Annotated in this window: 16 protein-coding genes; 11 read left to right on the forward strand and 5 right to left on the reverse strand. The window is 60.6% G+C overall.

Translation table 11 applies throughout. The annotated features are described in order from the left end of the window. Positions 1–29 precede the first annotated feature (29 nt). Positions 30–1136: a DNA-processing protein DprA gene (gene dprA, locus TU74_RS04205; protein ID WP_048375250.1), complete on the reverse strand. Its 1107-nt coding sequence runs from the start codon at positions 1134–1136 to the stop codon at positions 30–32. A 567-nt stretch (positions 1137–1703) separates the two neighbouring features. On the opposite strand from dprA, the gene def reads away from it, so the two are divergent. The 5 genes from def to TU74_RS04230 all read left to right on the forward strand — a co-directional run bounded on the left by def (position 1704) and on the right by TU74_RS04230 (position 6355). Next, positions 1704–2210, forward strand: a complete 507-nt coding sequence (gene def, locus TU74_RS04210; protein ID WP_047278956.1) for a peptide deformylase — start codon at positions 1704–1706, stop codon at positions 2208–2210. A gap of 156 nt (positions 2211–2366) precedes the next feature. Beyond that, positions 2367–3332 (forward strand): methionyl-tRNA formyltransferase, encoded by a 966-nt coding sequence (gene fmt / locus TU74_RS04215; protein ID WP_048375252.1) that lies wholly within the window; start codon positions 2367–2369, stop codon positions 3330–3332. Continuing rightward, complete coding sequence (gene rsmB / locus TU74_RS04220) at positions 3329–4639, forward strand: 16S rRNA (cytosine(967)-C(5))-methyltransferase RsmB (RefSeq protein WP_047278958.1); 1311 nt, start codon at positions 3329–3331, stop codon at positions 4637–4639. The genes fmt and rsmB overlap by 4 nt, the downstream gene beginning before the upstream one ends. Positions 4640–4660: 21 nt before the next feature. Beyond that, positions 4661–6037 carry a Trk system potassium transporter TrkA gene (gene trkA / locus TU74_RS04225; protein ID WP_047278959.1) on the forward strand — a complete coding sequence of 459 codons (1377 nt, stop codon included), beginning with the start codon at positions 4661–4663 and terminating at the stop codon, positions 6035–6037. 12 nt (positions 6038–6049) lie between these two features. Continuing rightward, the gene (locus tag TU74_RS04230; RefSeq protein WP_047279624.1) at positions 6050–6355 is read left to right on the forward strand and encodes a hypothetical protein; all 306 of its coding nucleotides are present in this window, start codon (positions 6050–6052) and stop codon (positions 6353–6355) included. Between the two features lie 49 nt (positions 6356–6404). On the opposite strand, the gene TU74_RS04235 is transcribed toward TU74_RS04230, so the two are convergent. Further along, on the reverse strand, positions 6405–7292 hold the full coding sequence (locus tag TU74_RS04235; RefSeq protein WP_047279215.1) for a lysophospholipid acyltransferase: 888 nt from the start codon (positions 7290–7292) through the stop codon (positions 6405–6407). A gap of 89 nt (positions 7293–7381) precedes the next feature. Beyond that, complete coding sequence (locus tag TU74_RS04240) at positions 7382–7939, reverse strand: DNA-3-methyladenine glycosylase I (protein WP_048375254.1); 558 nt, start codon at positions 7937–7939, stop codon at positions 7382–7384. Between the two features lie 81 nt (positions 7940–8020). Here TU74_RS04240 and glyQ point away from each other — a divergent pair, with 81 nt between their 5' ends. The 4 genes from glyQ to TU74_RS04260 all read left to right on the forward strand — a co-directional run bounded on the left by glyQ (position 8021) and on the right by TU74_RS04260 (position 12417). Beyond that, positions 8021–8974, forward strand: coding sequence for a glycine--tRNA ligase subunit alpha (glyQ, locus tag TU74_RS04245; RefSeq protein WP_003437964.1), 954 nt, complete (start codon positions 8021–8023; stop codon positions 8972–8974). Next, positions 8971–11025 carry a glycine--tRNA ligase subunit beta gene (gene glyS / locus TU74_RS04250; protein ID WP_047279626.1) on the forward strand — a complete coding sequence of 685 codons (2055 nt, stop codon included), beginning with the start codon at positions 8971–8973 and terminating at the stop codon, positions 11023–11025. The genes glyQ and glyS overlap by 4 nt, the downstream gene beginning before the upstream one ends. Positions 11026–11035: 10 nt before the next feature. After that, positions 11036–11569, forward strand: coding sequence for a D-glycero-beta-D-manno-heptose 1,7-bisphosphate 7-phosphatase (gene gmhB / locus TU74_RS04255; protein WP_047278969.1), 534 nt, complete (start codon positions 11036–11038; stop codon positions 11567–11569). A gap of 77 nt (positions 11570–11646) precedes the next feature. Beyond that, on the forward strand, positions 11647–12417 hold the full coding sequence (locus tag TU74_RS04260; protein WP_047296403.1) for a lysophospholipid acyltransferase family protein: 771 nt from the start codon (positions 11647–11649) through the stop codon (positions 12415–12417). A gap of 178 nt (positions 12418–12595) precedes the next feature. Here TU74_RS04260 and TU74_RS04265 read toward each other — a convergent pair whose 3' ends face one another. Together TU74_RS04265 and TU74_RS04270 are read right to left on the reverse strand one after the other, a co-directional pair. Continuing rightward, the gene (locus TU74_RS04265) at positions 12596–14218 is read right to left on the reverse strand and encodes an MFS transporter (RefSeq protein ID WP_048375255.1); all 1623 of its coding nucleotides are present in this window, start codon (positions 14216–14218) and stop codon (positions 12596–12598) included. Between the two features lie 90 nt (positions 14219–14308). Then, complete coding sequence (locus TU74_RS04270) at positions 14309–15970, reverse strand: GMC family oxidoreductase (protein WP_048375257.1); 1662 nt, start codon at positions 15968–15970, stop codon at positions 14309–14311. 137 nt (positions 15971–16107) lie between these two features. Between TU74_RS04270 and TU74_RS04275 the strand changes: the two genes are divergently transcribed. Further along, positions 16108–16995 (forward strand): LysR family transcriptional regulator, encoded by an 888-nt coding sequence (locus TU74_RS04275; protein WP_047278977.1) that lies wholly within the window; start codon positions 16108–16110, stop codon positions 16993–16995. A 175-nt stretch (positions 16996–17170) separates the two neighbouring features. Then, positions 17171–20140: an autotransporter serine peptidase EprS gene (gene eprS / locus TU74_RS04280; protein WP_048375259.1), complete on the forward strand. Its 2970-nt coding sequence runs from the start codon at positions 17171–17173 to the stop codon at positions 20138–20140. Positions 20141–20219 lie beyond the last annotated feature (79 nt).

Here is a 20219-nt window from a genome sequence, read left to right on the forward strand (position 1 = left end):
CTCCAGATATGTGCTGTGCGCAAGTGTACTTAGCTGGCGCGAGCAAACCAACGTCCGCCCTCCAGGATCACGTGGCCTTCTAGCTCCAGCTCGGTCAGGGCGGCGAGCAGGGTGGGCAATGCCCATCCGCTGGCACGGGCCAGGCCTTCGCTGGTGTAGGGCGATGCCTGCAACAATTGCACGAGCGGATGACAACTTGGCGTGAACAATCCACCGGTGGACACCGGCATTGAGCGCCAGCCGCGCAGCCCTTCCAGAATGTGCTCAACGGTTTCCACCAGCGTAGCCCCGTCGCGGATCAATTGGTGACAGCCCCGCGCGCCGGGATGGTGGATGGACCCGGGCAGGGCGTACACCTCTCGCCCCTGTTCGGCCGCCAGCCGCGCCGTTATCAGCGAGCCGCTGGCCACGCTAGCTTCCACGACCAGTACCCCCAGGGATAAACCGCTGATGATGCGGTTGCGACGGGGGAAGTTGCTGGCGTGTGGCCCGGCGTCCAGCGGGAGCTCTGAAACAACGGCGCTGCCGCTCGCAATCATGGCCTCAGCCAAGGCCCGATGGCGCTGTGGATAAAGTTTTTGCAGACCGGTGCCGAGCACCCCGACGGTCTGCCCGCCGATGTCCAGCGCGGCCTGATGCGCGGCGCCATCAATCCCCAGCGCCAGCCCGCTGGTGATGACAAATCCGGCGCCCGCCAAAGCGCGGGAAAACGCACTGGCGGTGTCCAGCCCCGGCCGCGAAGCGCGTCGGCTGCCGACCATGGCCAGCTGTGGTTTTTCCAGAATCGACGGCGCGCCCGCCACAAACAACAGGGGCGGCGCATCGCTGAGTTCAGCCAGCAAGGCCGGGTAATCGGGTTGGTCGTGGAGCAGCAGATGCTGGTTGCAGCCCTCAAGCCAGCGCAATGCAGCGCTTGCGCCGTCGCGCACCTCAACACTGCGCCGGGCTTCGGCGCACACCGCCGGCAAGCCCAGCGACCGCCACGCACTGGCAGGCGCACTGAGCGCCGAGCTGGCTGAGCCAAAGGCATTGAACAGGGTGTAATAACGACGCGGGCCAACTTCAGGCAAGCGGTGAAGGCGCAGACGCGCTTCCAGCTCTGCCGGGGAAATACGCGAACATTCAGACAGCGACATAGGATCATCCTTGATCTGTTTCACCAGCGTTACGAAGTCAACAACCTGTGGATAACTCTGTTAACAAGTTGTTTGGGAAAATCGCCCGCCGGGACGGCAGGGCGGCGCGCTACCCTTGAAATACAAGCGGCATTCCCCACCTTAGTAGAACGATTCAGCCAGACAGCGAAGAGGCAAAAGGCCACTTGGCCGAATCGCATGAGAAGTGGGCATTACCCCTCAGGCCCTGCACGCATCCGACTCACAATCAACGCAGGCGGGGCCTGAGTTTCAGCGCAAAATGGCAGCGGCAAAACGCGACAGCGGGTGTCATACCCGCTGACAAACGAGCGTTCGGCGGCAGGTTACAAAGTGCTACAAGCGCCAGACCGCAAGGCGCGCGTACCGTGCAGCCCGGCAGCTAGTCGTTTCATCCGCGGGGGAATCCCTTTATTATGTGCGCTCGCGTGAAACGCTTGAGCCCGAGCGGGTTCTCTCTGAAAGAGACGTTTTGCACAGGTTGCCCGAGTCCTCAGGACCCACCTGACAACCGTTATTAATCTTTCATACAGTGCAGCAATTACGCCTATGGCCATCTTGAACATCCTCGAATTCCCAGACTCGCGACTACGCACCATCGCCAAGCCCGTGGAGGTTGTGGACGACGAAGTGCGTCAGTTGATCGATGACATGTTTGAAACCATGTACGAAGCGCCGGGCATCGGTCTGGCAGCGACCCAGGTCAACGTCCACAAGCGCATCGTGGTCATGGACCTGAGCGAAGACCGCAGCGCACCGATGGTCTTCATCAATCCGGTGTTCGAAACCCTGACTGACGAGATGGACCAGTACCAGGAAGGCTGCCTGTCGGTGCCGGGGTTCTACGAAAACGTGGACCGCCCGCAGCGCGTCAAGATCAACGCGCTGGACCGTGATGGCAAACCGTTCGAAATGATTGCCGAAGGCCTGCTGGCCGTGTGCATCCAGCACGAGTGCGATCACCTCAACGGCAAGCTGTTCGTCGATTACCTGTCTAATCTCAAGCGTGACCGGATCAAGAAGAAGCTGGAAAAACTGCACCGCCAGAACGCCTGACCGGCCCTGTGACCGCCGCCCCCGCACGAGGCGGCGATCCCGCGCGACGCGGCTTTGATCCGGGCAACACCGATAGGCCTCAAGCCCCCGCCACCGGGGCTATCGGTAGTTCCCGGGATTATTCCCGCGCATTCCCCCATTCCAAGTGAGTAATCCATGACTGAGCCACTGCGCATCGTCTTTGCCGGCACCCCAGAATTCGCCGCTGAACACCTCAAGGCACTGCTCGACAGCCCTTACGAGATCGTCGCGGTTTACACCCAACCGGATCGTCCGGCCGGGCGCGGGCAAAAGCTGATGCCAAGCCCGGTCAAGCAACTCGCGCTGGAACACTCTATTGCTGTCATGCAGCCGCCCACTTTGCGTGCGCCTGAGGCCCAGGCCGAACTGGCCGCGCTCAAGCCGGATTTGATGGTGGTCGTGGCCTATGGCCTGATCCTGCCGCAAGCCGTGCTCGATATTCCGCGTCTGGGCTGTATCAACAGCCATGCTTCACTGCTGCCACGCTGGCGCGGTGCGGCGCCGATCCAGCGGGCAATTGAAGCGGGCGACAGCGAAAGCGGCGTGACCGTGATGCGCATGGAGGCCGGTTTGGACACCGGCCCGATGCTGCTCAAGGCCGTTACCCCTATCACGCGTGAAGACACCGGCGGCAGCCTGCATGACCGTCTGGCCGAGTTGGGCCCGCCTGCGGTGATCGAAGCCATTGCCGGTCTGGCAGCCGGTACGTTGGTGGGCGAAGTGCAGGACGACAGCCTCGCGACCTACGCCCACAAGTTGAACAAAGACGAAGCACGCATCGACTGGCATCGTCCGGCAAGTGAGCTTGAGCGACAGATTCGTGCTTTTAACCCGTGGCCGATTTGTCACACCACGTTGAATGGCGAAACCATGAAAGTGCTCGCGGCAAAAATACCTTACGTGAGCCATGTGACGACGCCGGGGGAAGTGATAGGCGCAACCAAGGGCGGTCTTATCGTGAGCTGCGGGACAGGTGCTTTGTCGCTGACACGCCTGCAATTACCCGGTGGCAAAGCGCTGAACTTCAGCGACTTTTTCAACAGCCGCCGTGAGAAATTCGCAGTCGGCACCACCCTCGGTGAAACGGAAAAAGCCCAATGAACCCGCGTCTGGCCGCCGCCAAGGCACTGACAGCTGTTCTGAACGGCAAAGCGTCGCTTAACAGCTCGTTGCCATTACAGCTGGATAAAGTCGAAGTCCGCGATCGCGGCCTGACCCAAGACCTCGCATTCGGCACGGCGCGCTGGCAGCCACGGCTGTCGGCGCTGGCCAACAAACTGCTGCAAAAGCCCTTTAAAGCGGCAGACGCTGACGTTGAAGCGTTGCTGCTGGTCGGCCTGTATCAACTGCTCTACACCCGCATTCCCGCCCACGCCGCCATCGGTGAAACCGTGGGGTGCGCCGACAAGCTGAAAAAGCCGTGGGCCAAAGGGTTGCTCAATGCCGTGTTGCGCAATGCCCAGCGCGAAAGCGAGGCGCTGCTGGCCGAGCTGGAACACGACCCGGTGGTGCGCACTGCCCACCCGCGCTGGTTGCAAAAATCCCTGAAAGCGTTCTGGCCTGAGCAATGGGAAGCCATCTGCGCCGCCAACAACGCGCATCCGCCCATGATTCTGCGGGTCAATCGTCGTCATCACAGCCGCGACGCCTACCTGCAATTGCTGGCGGACGCGGGCGTCCAGGCGACGGCTTGTGCCTTCAGCCGGGACGGTATCGTGCTGGCCGAAGCCTGCGACGTACGTCACCTGCCAGGCTTTGCCGAAGGCTGGATCAGCGTGCAGGACGAAGCCGCACAACTGGCGGCCGACCTGCTCGATCTGGCACCCGGCCAGCGCGTGCTGGATGCCTGCTGCGCACCGGGCGGCAAAACCTGCCACATCCTTGAAGTTGAACCCAACCTCGCCGGCGTGGTGGCCGTGGATCTCGAAGCCAAGCGTCTGGTGCGCGTGCGCGAGAACCTTGAGCGACTGGGCCTGAGTGCCGAACTGATTGCTGCCGACGGCCGCGACACGGCCACATGGTGGGACGGCAAACCGTTCCAGCGCATTTTGCTGGATGCGCCTTGCTCAGCGACGGGCGTTATCCGACGCCACCCGGACATCAAGCTGACGCGTCAGCCAGACGACATCGCCGCCCTCGCGACCTTGCAAGGTGAGTTGCTGGACGCCATGTGGCCGACGCTCGACGTCGGTGGCATCCTGCTCTACGCCACGTGCTCAACGCTACCGACCGAGAACACCGAGGTGATTGAAGCATTCCTCGCCCGCACACCGGGTGCGCGAGAGCTGGACATCGCCGGGCAATTCGGTCTCAAGCAACCGCACGGGCGCCAACTACTGGCCCAGGAAGGCGGGCACGATGGCTTCTATTACGCCAAGTTGATCAAGATCGCAGCCGCTCGCGGCTAATCGAGAACAGGAAATGACGGCATGAAAATCATCATCCTCGGCGCAGGCCAGGTCGGTGGCACCCTGGCAGAGCATCTGGCCAGCGAAGCCAACGACATCACAGTGGTCGATACCGACGGCGAACGCCTGCGCGACCTCGGTGACCGCCTCGACATCCGCACCATTCAGGGCCGCGCTTCACTGCCCAATGTACTGCGTCAGGCGGGCGCCGACGATGCCGACATGCTGGTGGCAGTGACCAACAGCGACGAGACCAACATGGTCGCCTGCCAAGTGGCGTACTCGCTGTTCCACACACCCACCAAAATTGCCCGGGTGCGTGAATCGGCCTACCTGAGCCGGGGCGAAGAGCTGTTCGACAACGACGCGATTCCGGTCGATGTGCTGATCAGCCCCGAGCAAGTGGTGACCAATTACATCAAGCGCCTGATCGAACACCCCGGTGCCTTGCAGGTGATCGACTTCGCGGAAGGCAAGGCGCAATTGGTGGCGGTCAAGGCGTACTACGGTGGCCCGCTGATTGGTCAGCAATTGCGCCAACTGCGCGAGCACATGCCGAATGTGGATACACGGGTGGCGGCGATTTTCCGACGTGATCGGCCAATTACGCCCCGTGGCGACACGGTGATCGAGGCCGACGACGAAGTCTTTTTCATCGCCGCCCGCGCCAACATTCGCGCCGTGATGAGCGAAATGCGCCGCCTGGATGAAAGCTACAAACGCATCGTGATTGCTGGCGGCGGCCAGATCGGCGAGCGGCTGGCCGAAGCCATCGAAAGCCGTTATCAGGTCAAGATCATCGAGATGAGCGCTGCCCGTTGCCGCTACCTGTCGGACACGCTCGACAGCACCGTGGTGCTGCAAGGCAGCGCTTCGGACCGCGACCTGATGCTGGAAGAAAACATCGCGGATGCCGACCTGTTCCTGGCGCTGACCAACGACGACGAAGCCAACATCATGTCGTCGCTGCTGGCCAAGCGGCTGGGGGCGAAGAAGGTCATGACCATCATCAACAACCCGGCGTATGTAGACCTGATTCAGGGCGGCGAAATCGACATCGCCATCAGCCCTCAGCTGGCCACCATCGGCACCTTGCTGGCCCACGTGCGGCGCGGCGATATCGTCAGCGTGCACTCACTGCGCCGCGGCGCGGCCGAAGCCATCGAGGCCATCGCTCACGGCGATTCGAAGTCAAGCAAGGTGATCGGGCGGCGCATCGGTGAAATCCACCTGCCACCCGGTACCACCATCGGCGCAATCATTCGCGATGAAGAAGTGCTGATTGCCCACGACGCCACGGTGATCAATGCCGGGGACCATGTGATTTTGTTCCTTGTGGATAAAAAGCATATTCGCGACGTCGAGAAGCTGTTCCACGTAGGACTGAGCTTTTTCTAAGGAGCCAGACGGATGTTGGATTCACTGGAAAAGATGTTGGCCAAGGGTGTGGATAACGCATTGCTGCGCTTTGGCCTGGGCAAGGGTTATCTCGACCTTGGGGATCACCTCAAGGCGGTGCAGCACCTGCAATGCTGTGTGACCTTTGATCCCAAGTACTCTGCCGCGTGGAAGTTGTTGGGCAAGGCGCACCTGGCGGCTGGGGATCGGGCCGCAGCGCGTTCGGCGTGGGAGCAAGGGCTAGCGGCAGCGCAGGCCCATGGCGACAAACAGGCCGAAAAAGAAATGACCGTGTTTTTGAAAAAACTCGACAAGTAGTCGCCGCCGCAGCCTGCGGCAGCCACTACAAGGTCGGTCGGCGGGCGCGTTAGTACCAGCGCGCCTCGCCCGGCGGACGCTTTTTGAAGCGTTTCATGCTCCACATGTACTGGCTCGGGTAAGCCCGCACGTACTTTTCCACCACTTGGCTCATCGCTTTGCACGACGTTTCGGTGTCGGTGCTGTACATGGCTTCGGGCGCCGCTTCCAGAATCACTTTGAAGCCCGAGCCGTCAGGCAGGCGCAGGGCGTGCAGGAACACCCCCACGGCTTTGCCGCCCGCCAGCATGTTGGGCACAAATTTGCTGGTCAGGGCCTGAGTGCCGAGGAACGGCACGAAAATACCTGCCGATTCCGCGGGCTCGGGGTCGGCCGGGATACCGACCTGACCGCCTTTGCGCACTTCCTTGATGACACTCAAGATGCCTTCTTTGGTCGACGCGGCCACGCGATTGCCCAGTTGCACGCGCTGTTTGCGCAGCAGTTCGTCCACCGCCTTGAGCTTGGGCGGACGGTAGAAAATGATCGGCTTGCACTGGCTGCAATAGAAGTGATTGAGCACTTCCCAGTTACCCAAATGGCTGGTGATCCCAACCACGCCCTTGCCAGAGGCCAGCGCGTCCTTGAGCACCTGCAGCCCCTCGACTTCACGCACCAGGTCGATGGAGCGCTGGGCAGGCCAGATCCACGCGCAGGCACTTTCCGTCAGGCTTTTGCCGATGTCCTTAAGGCTTTGGCCCACCAGTTGCTCGCGGGCAACCGGGTCCATTTCCGGGAAACATTTCGCGAGGTTGATGCGCACCACTTCCCGCGAACGGTTCGGCAGTTTCCACATCAGCCAGCCGATGGCCGACCCCACACGTTGCACCGCGCCCCACGGGAGCATGGCAAACACGCGCAACGCCCCGACCAGCAAGGCACCTTTAAACTTTTCCACAGGGGGTTCCCATTCAATACAAAAACAGCGTTTGTCGTCGCTGACCAAGCACGAGGCGGCGACCACAGGGTTCAAGAGTGGCCAGCATTCTAACCGCCGTTTGCCAGCTCCGCGTAGCGGTAGCAGGTGGTGGCGTGGTCCATGACCATGCCACTGGCTTGCATGAAGGCATAGCAAATGGTCGGTCCGACGAACGTAAACCCGGCTTTTTTCAGGCCTTTGCTCATGGCTTCGGCCTCGGGGGTGACGGCCGGAAACTCATGCCGTTCGGTGAAGTGATTGATCTTGGGCGTCCCTTGCACAAACGACCACAAGAACGCCACCGGGTTGTCCAGCGCCAGCCAGGCCTGGGCATTGCGCCGGGCGCCCACCACTTTCAGGCGGTTGCGAATGATCCCCGGGTCTTGCAGTAACGTCTCTATCTCGGCGTCGCTCATCACCGCCAGACGCTGGGCATCAAAGCCAAACATGACCTGGCGATAGTGCTCGCGTTTCTTCAGAACCGTGATCCATGACAAGCCGGCCTGGAACCCTTCGAGCAATAACAACTCGAACAACCCGTGCGCATCGCGCAACGGTACGCCCCACTCCTGATCGTGATAGGCCATGTACAGAGGGTCATCCGAACACCAGAAACAACGTTCCATAAAGGCTCCAAGAGGTGGAGGCGCGACCGAATCGGGTATACTCCCGCTCTTTAAATCGCAGCCCAAGAAACAGGTGAATTTGTGAGCCAGCCTACGCCAGCAGTGCGTACCTTCCAAGACTTGATCCTCGCCCTCCAGCAATACTGGGCCGAGCAAGGTTGTGTGGTGCTTCAGCCCTACGATATGGAAGTGGGCGCCGGCACATTCCATACCGCCACTTTTTTGCGCTCCCTGGGCCCAGAAACGTGGAACGCCGCTTATGTGCAGCCCAGTCGTCGCCCGACTGACGGCCGCTACGGCGAAAACCCGAACCGTTTGCAGCACTACTACCAGTTCCAGGTGGTCTTGAAGCCAAACCCGCCTAATTTCCAGGAGCTGTACCTGGGCTCGCTGAAGCACATCGGCCTCGACCCGCTGGTGCACGACATCCGTTTCGTTGAAGACAACTGGGAATCGCCAACACTGGGCGCCTGGGGTCTGGGCTGGGAAATCTGGCTCAACGGCATGGAAGTCACCCAGTTCACCTACTTCCAGCAAGTAGGCGGCATTGAGTGCTACCCGGTAACCGGCGAAATCACCTACGGCCTTGAGCGACTGGCGATGTACCTGCAAGGCGTGGATTCCGTCTACGACCTGGTCTGGACTGACGGTCCGTTCGGCAAAGTGACCTACGGCGACGTGTTCCACCAGAACGAGGTCGAGCAGTCGACTTACAACTTCGAACACGCCAACGTCGACAAACTGTTTGAGCTGTTCGATTTCTACGAAAGCGAAGCCAAGCGCCTGATCGAACTCGACCAGCCGCTGCCGTTGCCAAGCTACGAAATGGTGCTCAAGGCATCGCACACCTTTAACTTGCTGGATGCGCGCCGCGCCATTTCCGTGACGGCCCGTCAGCAATACATCCTGCGTGTGCGTACCCTGGCGCGTTCGGTGGCTCAGGCGTACCTCGAAGCGCGCGCCAAATTGGGCTTCCCGATGGCACCCCCTGATTTGCGTGATGAAGTGTTGGCTAAGTTGGAGGCTGCACAATGAGTGCTCAAGATTTTCTGGTTGAACTGGGCACTGAAGAACTGCCGCCAAAAGCCCTCAGCACACTGGCCGACGCCTTTCTGGCCGGGATTGAAAAAGGCCTGCAAAACGCTGGTCTGAACTTCACCGCGAAAAAAGTCTACGCCGCGCCGCGTCGTCTGGCCGTGCTGTTGACGCAGCTCGACACCCAGCAACCGGACCGCAGCATCAACATCGACGGCCCGCCACGCCAGGCCGCGTTCGACGCTGAAGGCAACCCGACGCAGGCGGCTCTGGGCTTCGCCAAAAAGTGCGGCGTTGAGCTGAGCGAAATCGATCAGAGCGGCCCGAAACTGCGTTTCAGCCAGGTGATTGTCGGCAAGCCGACCGCCAGCCTGCTGCCGACCATCGTTGAAGATTCGTTGAACGACTTGCCGATTCCAAAGCGCATGCGCTGGGGCGCCCGCAAGGAAGAGTTCGTACGTCCGACCCAATGGCTGGTCATGCTGCTGGGCGACGAAGTGGTCAACTGCACGATCCTCGCGCAGACAGCCGGTCGCGACTCCCGTGGTCACCGCTTCCATCACCCTGAAAGCGTGCGTATCACCTCGCCGGCCAACTACCTCGAAGACTTGCGCAAAGCCTATGTGCTGGCCGACTTCAACGAGCGCCGCGAGTTGATTGCCAAGCGCGTGGCCGAGCTGGCGACCCTGCAGGAAGGCACCGCCATCGTGCCGCCAAGCCTGCTCGACGAAGTGACCGCACTGGTTGAGTGGCCTGTGCCGCTGGTGTGCTCGTTCGAAGAACGCTTCCTCGATGTACCGCAAGAAGCGCTGATCACCACCATGCAGGACAACCAGAAGTACTTCTGCCTGCTGGACGTGGATGGCAAGTTGCTGCCGCGCTTTATCACCGTGGCCAACATCGAGAGCAAAGACCCGCAGCAGATCATCTCGGGTAACGAGAAAGTCGTGCGCCCACGTCTGACGGACGCTGAGTTCTTCTTCAAGCAAGACAAGAAGCAGAAGCTCGAAGACTTCAACCTGCGCCTGCAAAACGTGGTGTTCCAAGCGCAGTTGGGCAGCGTGTTCGACAAAGCCGAGCGCGTGTCCAAACTGGCTGCGTTCATCGCGCCACGCATTGGCGGCGACGCCCAGCGTGCTGCCCGTGCCGGTTTGTTGTCCAAGTGCGACCTGGCCACTGAAATGGTGGGCGAGTTCCCGGAGATGCAAGGCATTGCCGGTTACTACTACGCCCTCAACGACGGCGAGCCGGAAGACGTTGCACTGGCGCTCAACGAGCAGTACATGCCACGTGGCGCAGGCGCTGAACTGCCAGGCACCCTGACCGGTGCGGCCGTGGCCATCGCTGACAAGCTCGACACCCTGGTCGGCATCTTCGGGATCGGCATGTTGCCTACCGGCAGCAAAGATCCGTATGCCCTGCGCCGTGCAGCGCTGGGTATCCTGCGCATCCTGATCGACAAAAAACTCGACCTCGACCTGACTGAAGCCGTTAATTTCGCGGTGACCGCGTTTGGCGCCAAGATCAAGTCGGCGGGGCTGGCGGATCAAGTGCTGGAATTCATCTTCGACCGCCTGCGTGCGCGTTATGAAGATGAAGGCGTGGACGTGGCCACTTACCTCTCGGTACGTGCCCTGCAACCGACCTCGGCGCTGGACTTCGATCAACGCGTGCAAGCCGTACAGGCGTTCCGTCAATTGCCGGAAGCCGCTGCCCTGGCGGCCGTGAACAAGCGCGTGTCGAACCTGTTGAGCAAAGTGGACGGCACCGTGTCGACCCACGTTGAAGCCAAGTTCTTCGACAATGCCAGCGAGTTCTCGCTGTACTCGGCCATTCAAAAGGCCGATGAAGCGGTGCAACCCATGGCCGCTGCCCGTCAGTACAACGAGGCCCTGACCCGTCTGGCGGCGTTGCGCGAGCCAGTGGATGCATTCTTCGAAGCCGTGATGATCAACGCTGACGACGCCAACGTGCGGGCTAACCGCTACGCATTGCTGGCGCGCCTGCGCGGTCTGTTCCTCGGCGTTGCCGACATCTCGTTGCTGGGCTAAGGGGCTGCTGTTGAAACTGCTGATTCTCGATCGGGACGGAGTGATCAATTACGACTCCGACGCTTACATCAAGTCTGTCGAGGAGTGGATCCCGCTCCCCGGCGCGATCGAGGCCATCGCGCAGTTGAGCAAGGCGGGCTGGACGGTGGCCATCGCCACCAACCAGTCCGGCATTGCACGCGGCTACTACGACATCGCCACCCTGAACGCCATGCACGACCGTTTGCGGGCGCTTGTGGCCGAGCAGGGCGGCGACGTCGGCCGGATTGAATATTGCCCGCACGGGCCTGATGAAGGCTGCGACTGCCGAAAACCCAAACCCGGCATGCTGCGCACGATTGCCGAGCATTACAGCGCCGATTTACATGAATGTTGGTTTGTTGGCGACAGTTTGGGTGACTTGCAGGCTGCAAAAGCCGTCGGTTCACAGCCAGTTTTGGTGAAAACCGGAAAAGGCGAAAAAACGCTCGAAAAAAATCTTCCGGCTACTACCCTGATTTTTAACGATCTGGCGGCAGTTGCCGCAAAACTTATCCACACATAAGGCATTTTTGAACACCTGCTGACATCCGTTGCCCAGGCCTGTTCACAAATGCGTTATCCGCAACGGTAAAAGCCTCTATGTCGATCCTGCAGGCCATCAGAACTTTTTTCTTTTACCTGCTGCTGGGCACCAGCTCGCTGCTGTGGTGCTCGCTGAGTTTTTTTGTCGCCCCCTTTCTGCCGTTTCGTGCGCGTTATCGTTTTATCAACGTGTACTGGTGCCGTTGTGCACTGTGGCTGACGCGGGTGTTCCTGAACATTCACGTTGAAGTGAAGGGCGCAGAAAACGTCCCGCAGCGTCCGTGCGTGATTCTGGCCAACCACCAAAGCACCTGGGAGACGTTTTTCCTCTCCGCTTACTTTCAGCCGCTGAGCCAGGTGCTCAAGCGTGAACTGTTGTATGTGCCGTTTTTCGGCTGGGCCATGGCCATGCTGCGCCCGATAGCCATCGACCGTGACAACCCGAAAGCGGCACTCAAACACATCGCCAAGAAGGGCGACGAGCTGCTCAAGGACAACATTTGGGTGCTGATCTTCCCGGAAGGCACGCGGGTGCCTTACGGCACGGTGGGCAAGTTCTCCCGAGGCGGTACGGCGCTGGCGGTCAATGCTGATTTGCCGGTGTTGCCGATTGCCCATAACGCGGGCAAGTACTGGCCAAAAGTGGGTTGGGCGAAAAAACCCGGCACGATCGAGGTGGTGATTGGCGAGCCGATGTACGCCAATGGCACCGGGCCACGCGCCATTGCCGAGCTGAACGACCGGGTTCAAGCCTGGAACGAACAGGCTCAACGCGCCATGGGTTCGCTGCCGCCAGTGACTGAACCGGTTGAAGCGATTGAGCGCTAGGCATTTTGTGGATAACGTGTGTACAAGTTTTGGATTTCTTCGTAAAAACGCTCGTAACTCGATGATTTGTTTACTTATTTCTCGGTATGACTTTTTAACGTAAAACGTGCATAAGTTTTTCTAAGGCTTAAAAAAACCGGCATTTTCGCCGGTTTTTTTGTGCCGCTTATACAGCCTCTTACACCTTATCGATATTCACGTTCCGAGTTTCCTTAAGGCACAGCATGCCCACCACCAGGCTGACCCCGGTAATCAGCACCGGATACCACAGCCCATAGAAGATATCCCCGGTGTACACCACCAGCGCGAACGACACGGTGGGCAGAAAACCACCAAACCAGCCATTGCCGATGTGGTACGGCAGCGACATGGACGTGTAGCGAATGCGGGTCGGGAACAGTTCCACCATCACCGCGGCCAACGGGCCGTAGGTCATGGTCGCAATCAACGTCAGCATGACCATCACCAGCACCACCATGGGCTGGTTGACAGCACTTGGGTCAGCCTTGGCCGGGTAGCCGGCGGCCGAGATGGCGGCACGCATGGCCGCTTCGTCGAAGCCCTGGATCTGCTGCTCGCCCACCGACACTTGCACGGGCGTGCCGGGCGCTGCCGACACAGAGGTGTACGGCAAACCCTGTTTCACCAGGAAGGTTTTGACCTTGTCGCACGGGCTGTCGAAGCGCGCCTTGCCCACCGGGTCAAACTGGAACGTGCAGGTCGAAGGATCGGCCATCACCACAATCGGTGACTGGCGGCTTGCCGCGTCGATCTGCGGGTTGGCGTAGTGGCTGAGGGCTTTGAACAGCGGGAAGTACAGCACGGTGGCCAACAACAAGCCCATCATCAGGATCGGCTTGCGCCCGACGCGGTCCGACAGCCAGCCAAAGAAGATGAAGAACGGCGCGCCAATCACCACGCTGATAATCAGCAGCGTGTTAGCCTGCGCCGGGTCCATCTTGAGCATTTGCGTGAGGAAGAACAGCACGTAGAACTGCGCGGTATAGAAGGTCACGGCCTGCCCGGCGTTGATGCCGAACAGCGCAATCAGCACGATTTTGAGGTTTTCCCATTTGCCGAAAGACTCGCGGATCGGCGATTTGCTGCTTTTACCTTCGGCCTTCATTTTCACGAAGGCAGGTGACTCATGCATGCTCATGCGGATCCACGTCGAGATGCACAACAGCACGATGGACAGCAGGAACGGCAGGCGCCAGCCCCACACTTCAAACTCGTCGCCCGTCAGGTAGCGACAGCCCAGCACCACCACCAGCGACAGCAGCAGGCCCAGGGTCGCGGTGGATTGAATCCAGCTGGTGTTGAAGCCGCGCTTGCCGGGCGGCGCGTGCTCCGCCACGTAGGTGGCAGCACCGCCGTATTCGCCGCCGAGCGCCAGCCCTTGAAGCATGCGCAGCAGCACCAGCAGGATCGGAGCCGCAATGCCGATGCTGGCATAGGTGGGCAGCAAACCGACGGCAAAGGTCGAAAGGCCCATCAGGACGATGGTCATGAGGAAGGTGTATTTTCGCCCGATCATGTCGCCCAAGCGGCCGAACACCAGCGCTCCGAACGGACGCACCAAGAAGCCTGCTGCAAAGGCCATGAGGGCAAAAATGAACGCAGTGGTGTCATTCACCCCGGCGAAGAACTGCTTGCTGAGGACCGTCGCCAGCGCGCCATACAAGAAAAAGTCATACCACTCGAAAACGGTCCCGAGGGATGACGCAAAAATGATTTTTCGTTCTTCTCGACCTGTCGGCGCTTTCGCGACGCCAGCCGTTTGTGCGATTGAGTCTGACATGTTCAATGTCCTCGGCCCTTGGGGCCACAGTGATTATTGTTGTTGTCCACTGTCGGTTCCGGATGACTGCGACCGGAACCACGATCACCTTCAGGCGACCGGTATTGCTGCTACGCGAGACGTATCCACCGCTTTTTCTGCCCGATTGACGGGTGGTTCAAGAATCAGTTGCGCAGCTTTTTCGCCAATCATCAGCGTAGGCGAACAGGTATTGCCCGACACGATATCGGGCATGATCGACGCATCGGCCACCCTTAATCCCACGACGCCATGAACCCGCAATTGGGCATCCACCACGGCATCTGAATCCTGCCCCATGCGGCAAGTGCCCACGGGATGGAAAATCGTCGTACCGATGCGGGCGGCCGCTTCATACAACTGTTGCTCAGTTTGCAGTTCAGGGCCAGGCAGATATTCCTCGGGGCTGAAGCCTTGCAGGGCAGGGCTGGCGACAATGTGGCGCGTCAGCCGGATGGCATCCGCCGCCACGCTTAAATCGTCGGGGTGGCTGAGGTAATTAGGATCGATCAACGGCGCGTCGTCCGGGTTGGCAGAGCGGATATCCACGCGGCCGCGACTCTTAGGCCGCAGGTTGCACACCGATGCGGTGAAGGCGGGAAAGGTGTGCAACGGCTCACCGAAGCGTTCCAGCGACAATGGCTGCACGTGGTACTGCAAATTCGCGGAAGGCTGCGCGGGGTCTGACTTCACAAATGCCCCCAACTGGCTGGGCGCCATGGCCAGAGGGCCGCTGCGGTCGTAAGCGTAACGCAGGCCCATGCCCAGTTTGCCCCACAGGCTATTGGCCACCTGATTGAGGGTGCGCGCTTTGCTCAGTTTGAAGATCAGGCGCAGTTGCAGGTGGTCCTGCAAGTTGCCGCCGACACCGGGCAGCTCGTGCTCGACCTTGATGTTCAGGCTTACGAGTAAGGGTCGCGGGCCAATCCCCGAGCGCTGCAAAATCCCCGGCGAGCCTATCGCGCCTGCGCACAGAATGATTTCACGCTGCGCGTTGAAGTCCTGTTCCGTGCCTTGCCAACGGGCGCGCACATGGGTGGCGCGGCCGTCGTCTAACAGCACTTTATTGACGTGAACGTCGGTGAGCACGGTCAAATTCGGCCGTTTGAGGATCGGCCGTAAAAACGCTTTGGAGGCGTTCCAGCGCACCCCGGCACGCTGATTGACCTGAAAGTAGCCACAACCCTGATTGTCGCCGGTGTTGAAATCGTCGACGGTTGGGATGCCGCTTTGGGCAGCGGCGGCGCGAAAAGCGTCGAGTATGGGCCAGGAATAACGCTGTTGCTCAACGCGCCATTCGCCGTCACTGCTGTGCATATCGGCATTGCCGCCGTAGTGTTTTTCGCTGCGTTTGAACAGCGGCAGCACGTCTTTCCAGGCCCAGCCCGGGTTGCCCTGTTCGGCCCAACGGTCGTAATCACTTGCCTGACCGCGCATGTAGATCATGCCGTTGATCGACGAACAGCCGCCCAGCACCTTGCCCCGTGGATAACTCAGGCTGCGGCCTTGCAAGCCGGCCTGCACTTGGGTTTTGAAGCACCAGTCGGTGCGCGGGTTGCCGATGCAGTACAGATACCCCACAGGGATGTGAATCCATGGGTAGTTATCGCGGCCGCCCGCTTCCAGCAGCAGCACCGAGTGGGCAGGGTTGGCCGACAAACGGTTGGCCAGCACAGAACCGGCAGGGCCTGCGCCCACAATGATGTAGTCATAGACCTGAGTCGCTGATGGCATGAAGCACCTCGCGCCTGTATTTATTTTTATTGTCCTGCCCCATCGTATTGATTAATTTCGAGTTGAAAACGCGCGATTTCGCCCATGGCCTGTGCGTTTTTGCACAACACCTCCTACAGCTGCGCCCGAGGACACTCATGTTCGACTGGAATGACCTGCGGTATTTTCTGGAGTTGCAGCGCAGCGGCCGCCTGCTGACCGCCGCCAAACGCCTCAATACCACCCACAGCACGGTGGCGCGGCACATTGAGACCATCGAACACCATCTGGGCACAGCGCTGTTCGTGCAGCATGCGCAAGGGTACGAACTGACCCCGGCCGGGCAAGCGCTGCTCAAGCACGCCGAGGCAATGGAAAACGTCGCGCTGCTGGCTCAGGAAGAAATCACCCAGGCCATGGCGCCGCTGGGCAAGATCCGTCTGGGAGTCACCGAAGGCATCGGCATCATGTTCATTACAGCCCGTCTGCGCGGCCTGTTTGAGCGCTATCCGGGGCTGGAGGTGGAGCTGGTGGCGGTGCCGCGCTTTGTCAGCATTCTCAACCGTGAGGCCGAAATCAGCATCCATCTGGAGCGACCCAACGCCGACCTGTTGATCACCCGCAAACTCACGGATTACACCCTCGGGCTTTATGCCAGCCCCACGTACCTGGAAAGAGCACCCGCGCTCAATGATCGCGATGACCTTGGCCAGCACGATTGGATCGGGTACGTCGATGACCTGTTGTTCAGCCAGGAACTGCTGTTCCTGAATACCTTCTGCCGCACCCCGACCGTGACGTTTCGCAGCACCAGCGTGATCGCTCAGCAACAGGCGGCAAGCGCCGGGTTGGGCATTGCCGTGCTGCCCAATTACATGGCCCGTCACGACCCGGCGCTGGTGCGGGTCTTGCCGCAGGAGTCGGTGCAACGCAGCTACTGGATCAGCACCCGTCGCGAGCTGCATAAGTCTGTGCGGTTGCGCGTGGTGTGGGACTTTTTGCTGGCGCTATGCACAGCCGAACAACCCGTGCTGATGGCCCCCTGACCGGCCCACGCGCGCGGGGCCCTGTGGATAACGTTTAAAAAAATAAAAACGCGAAACAGCCCACACCTTGTGCATAAATTCGGCAGCACATAAAACCCTGTTCTAGAGTCACGCCCTTAAATCGGGACTTCGCGATAGAAGCCCGCGCTCTAATAACGATAAGAAGTGAGCTTTTATGAACAGGGACGTTCGTCGTGGCAGCGCCGCGCCTATTGTTTGCGCCAGCCTGCTGGTGATGCTGTCTACCCCGGCCCGGGCGGTGTATCAGGAACAGGGCACCGCAGGCGATGCGGCCAGCTGGCGCTCCGCCGAGTATGGGCAGGATTGGGGCCTTGAGCGGATGTCGGCCAATGCGGCGTACGCGGCGGGTGTCACCGGGGCCGGGGTCAAGATCGGCGTCATGGATTCGGGGTTCGATCCGGGTCATCCCGAAGCCGCCCGCTTCCAGGCCGTTACGGCCAGCGGTCAGTCCGCAGACGGCACACCCTTTTCGGTCAGCGGCGTGCTCAACCCACGTAACGATTCCCACGGCACCCACGTCACCGGCACCATCGCCGCCGCCCGTGATGGCGTTGGCATGCACGGTGTGGCCTTCAATGCCGATCTGTATGTGGCCAATACCAACCAGAACGACAGTTTTCTGTTCGGCCCCCACCCGGATGCACTCTATTTCAAGGCCGCCTATAACGCGTTGGCGGATACAGGCGTGCGAGCGATCAACAACAGTTGGGGCAGCCAGCCCAAAGACGTGAACTATCAAACCCTCGGTGGTCTGCACGCGGCGTATGCACAGCATTACAACCAAAACACCTGGCTGGATGCGGCTGCCGACGTGTCGCGTCGTGGGGTGATCAATGTGTTCAGCGCCGGTAACAGCGGGGTGGCCAACGCCAGCGTGCGTTCAGCGTTGCCGTACTTTCAACCCGACCTTGAAGGACACTGGTTGGCGGTCTCCGGGCTGGATAAAAACAATCAGCAAAAGTACAACCAGTGCGGCATCGCCAAGTACTGGTGCATCGCCACCCCCGGCGCATTGATCAACAGCACTATCCCGGGCGATGGCTACGGGGTGAAGTCCGGCACTTCCATGTCGGCCCCGCACGCCACGGGCGCTCTGGCGCTGGTCATGGAACGCTACCCGTACCTGAACAACCAGCAAGCCCTCAACGTCTTGCTGACGACCTCCACCCAACTGGACGGCTCGCTCACTCAGGCACCGAGTGAGCGGGTGGGCTGGGGCGTGCCGGATCTGGACCGGGCAATGAAGGGGCCGGGCCAGTTGCTCGGGACCTTTGATGTGCAACTGAACAACGGGCAACACGATGTGTGGAGCAATAACCTGACGGATACCGCGTTGGCCGCCCGTCAGCAGGAAGACGCGGCCGAGCACCTGGCGTGGCAACACACCCTGATCGACAACGGGTGGACCCAGGGCCTTGCGAGCGGCACCAGCCAACAGGAACACACCGATTACGCCATTGGCATGGCCCGCGATGCAGCCGCTGCCCAACGCGAATACCAGGGCAGTCTGATCAAGTCCGGTGCAGGCAGCCTCACGCTGACCGGCGCCAACACCTATCGCGGCGCCACCACGGTCAATGGCGGCACCCTCAACGTGAACGGCTCGATCACCTCGAACGTGACGATCAACGACAGCGGCACACTCGGCGGATCGGGCAGTGTCGGCGGTTTGATCGCCAACACAGGGGCGAGTGTGGCGCCCGGTAACTCAATCGGTACGCTGAACGTCGCGGGCGACGTGACCTTCAAGGCCGGCTCGACCTACGCCGTGGAGTTATCCCCAACCCAAAGCGACCAACTGGTCGCGGGCGGCAAGGCCACGCTGGAGGGCGGTACTGTGACACTGGCGCTGGAAAACACCCCTGATCTGCTTACCCAGCCGCAAGCGCGCAGCCTGCTAGGCCGCCAGTATCAGATCCTGCACGCGGCGGGCGGCATTGAAGGGCAGTTCGCCAGCGTCATGCCCAATTTCCTGTTTATCGGCGCACACCTCGACTACTCGGCCAGCACCGTGCAGATGGCGATCGAGCGCACGGCCACCGCCTTTGCCGACGTCGGCGCCACGCCGAACCAGCGCGCTGTCGCCGCCGCCAGTGAACAATTGGGCGCGGGCAATGCGGTGTATGAAAGCGTATTAAGCGCTCCGTCGATCGCCGAGGCTCAACGCGCATTCCAACAGTTGTCGGGAGAAATTCATCCGGCACTGGGCACGATGCTGATCAACGACAGCCGTCAATTACGGGAGGCAGTCGGTGAACGCCTCAATTCGCCAGACGCCTGGCAGTCATCGCACGCAGCGCCCGAGGTGTGGTTCAAGGCACTCGGCGCGTGGGGCAAAACCGACTCAGGCCATGACACGGCGGATTACACGACCTCGATTGGCGGTGCAGTGGCCGGCGTGGATGGCGCACTCAATGACGAAACCCGGCTCGGCCTGCTGGGCGGTTACAGCGACAGTTCGCTGAATATGGGCACCGGCACGCATTCGCGGGCCACGGTGGACAGCTATCACGTAGGCGCCTACATCGGCCACGCGCTGGGGGCGGTTCGGGTCAGCGGCGGTGCAACCTACAGCTGGCACCGTGCCGATGTGAAACGCGACTTGCAGTACAACCACAGCAGCGCCAAACAAAAAACCAAACGTGACGCGCAAACGGTGCAGGTCTTTACCGAAGCGGCCTACCGCGTGGACTTGCCAGCGGTGGGGCTGGAGCCGTTCGCCCATCTGGCGTACATCCACCTCAACAGTGAGGGGTTCACCGAAAAAGGGGACGCCGCCGCACTCAAGGGCAGTCACGATCAACGCGACGCGGTGCTCGGCACATTAGGTCTGCGGGCGCTGAAAACGGTGCATATCGCCCAGCAACCACTGGATCTGGCGGGCAGCCTGGGCTGGCAGCACACCCTCAGCGCAGTCGATTCGGACACCCCTGTGCGATTCGCCTCGGGCGGGCCGAGCTTCACCGTTGAAAGTTCGCCGTTGGTACGGGATGCCGCCCTTGTCGGCGCGCACGCCAGCCTCGCGATCAACCGCGACTTGCGCGTCAACCTGGATTACAGCGGCCAACTGGCCAATCGGGAAAAAAGCCACGGCGTGGGCCTGAGCCTCAATTGGCAGTTCTGATTTCACGGCTTTCGTAAACACCCTGTGCCTTGGGCGCAGGGCTCTTCAGCACGTCACCAGGGAAGGTCATTAAATGGAC

Origin of the sequence: Pseudomonas lundensis, from assembly GCF_001042985.1 — a bacterium.
GTDB classification, from domain to species: Bacteria; Pseudomonadota; Gammaproteobacteria; order Pseudomonadales; family Pseudomonadaceae; genus Aquipseudomonas; species Aquipseudomonas lundensis.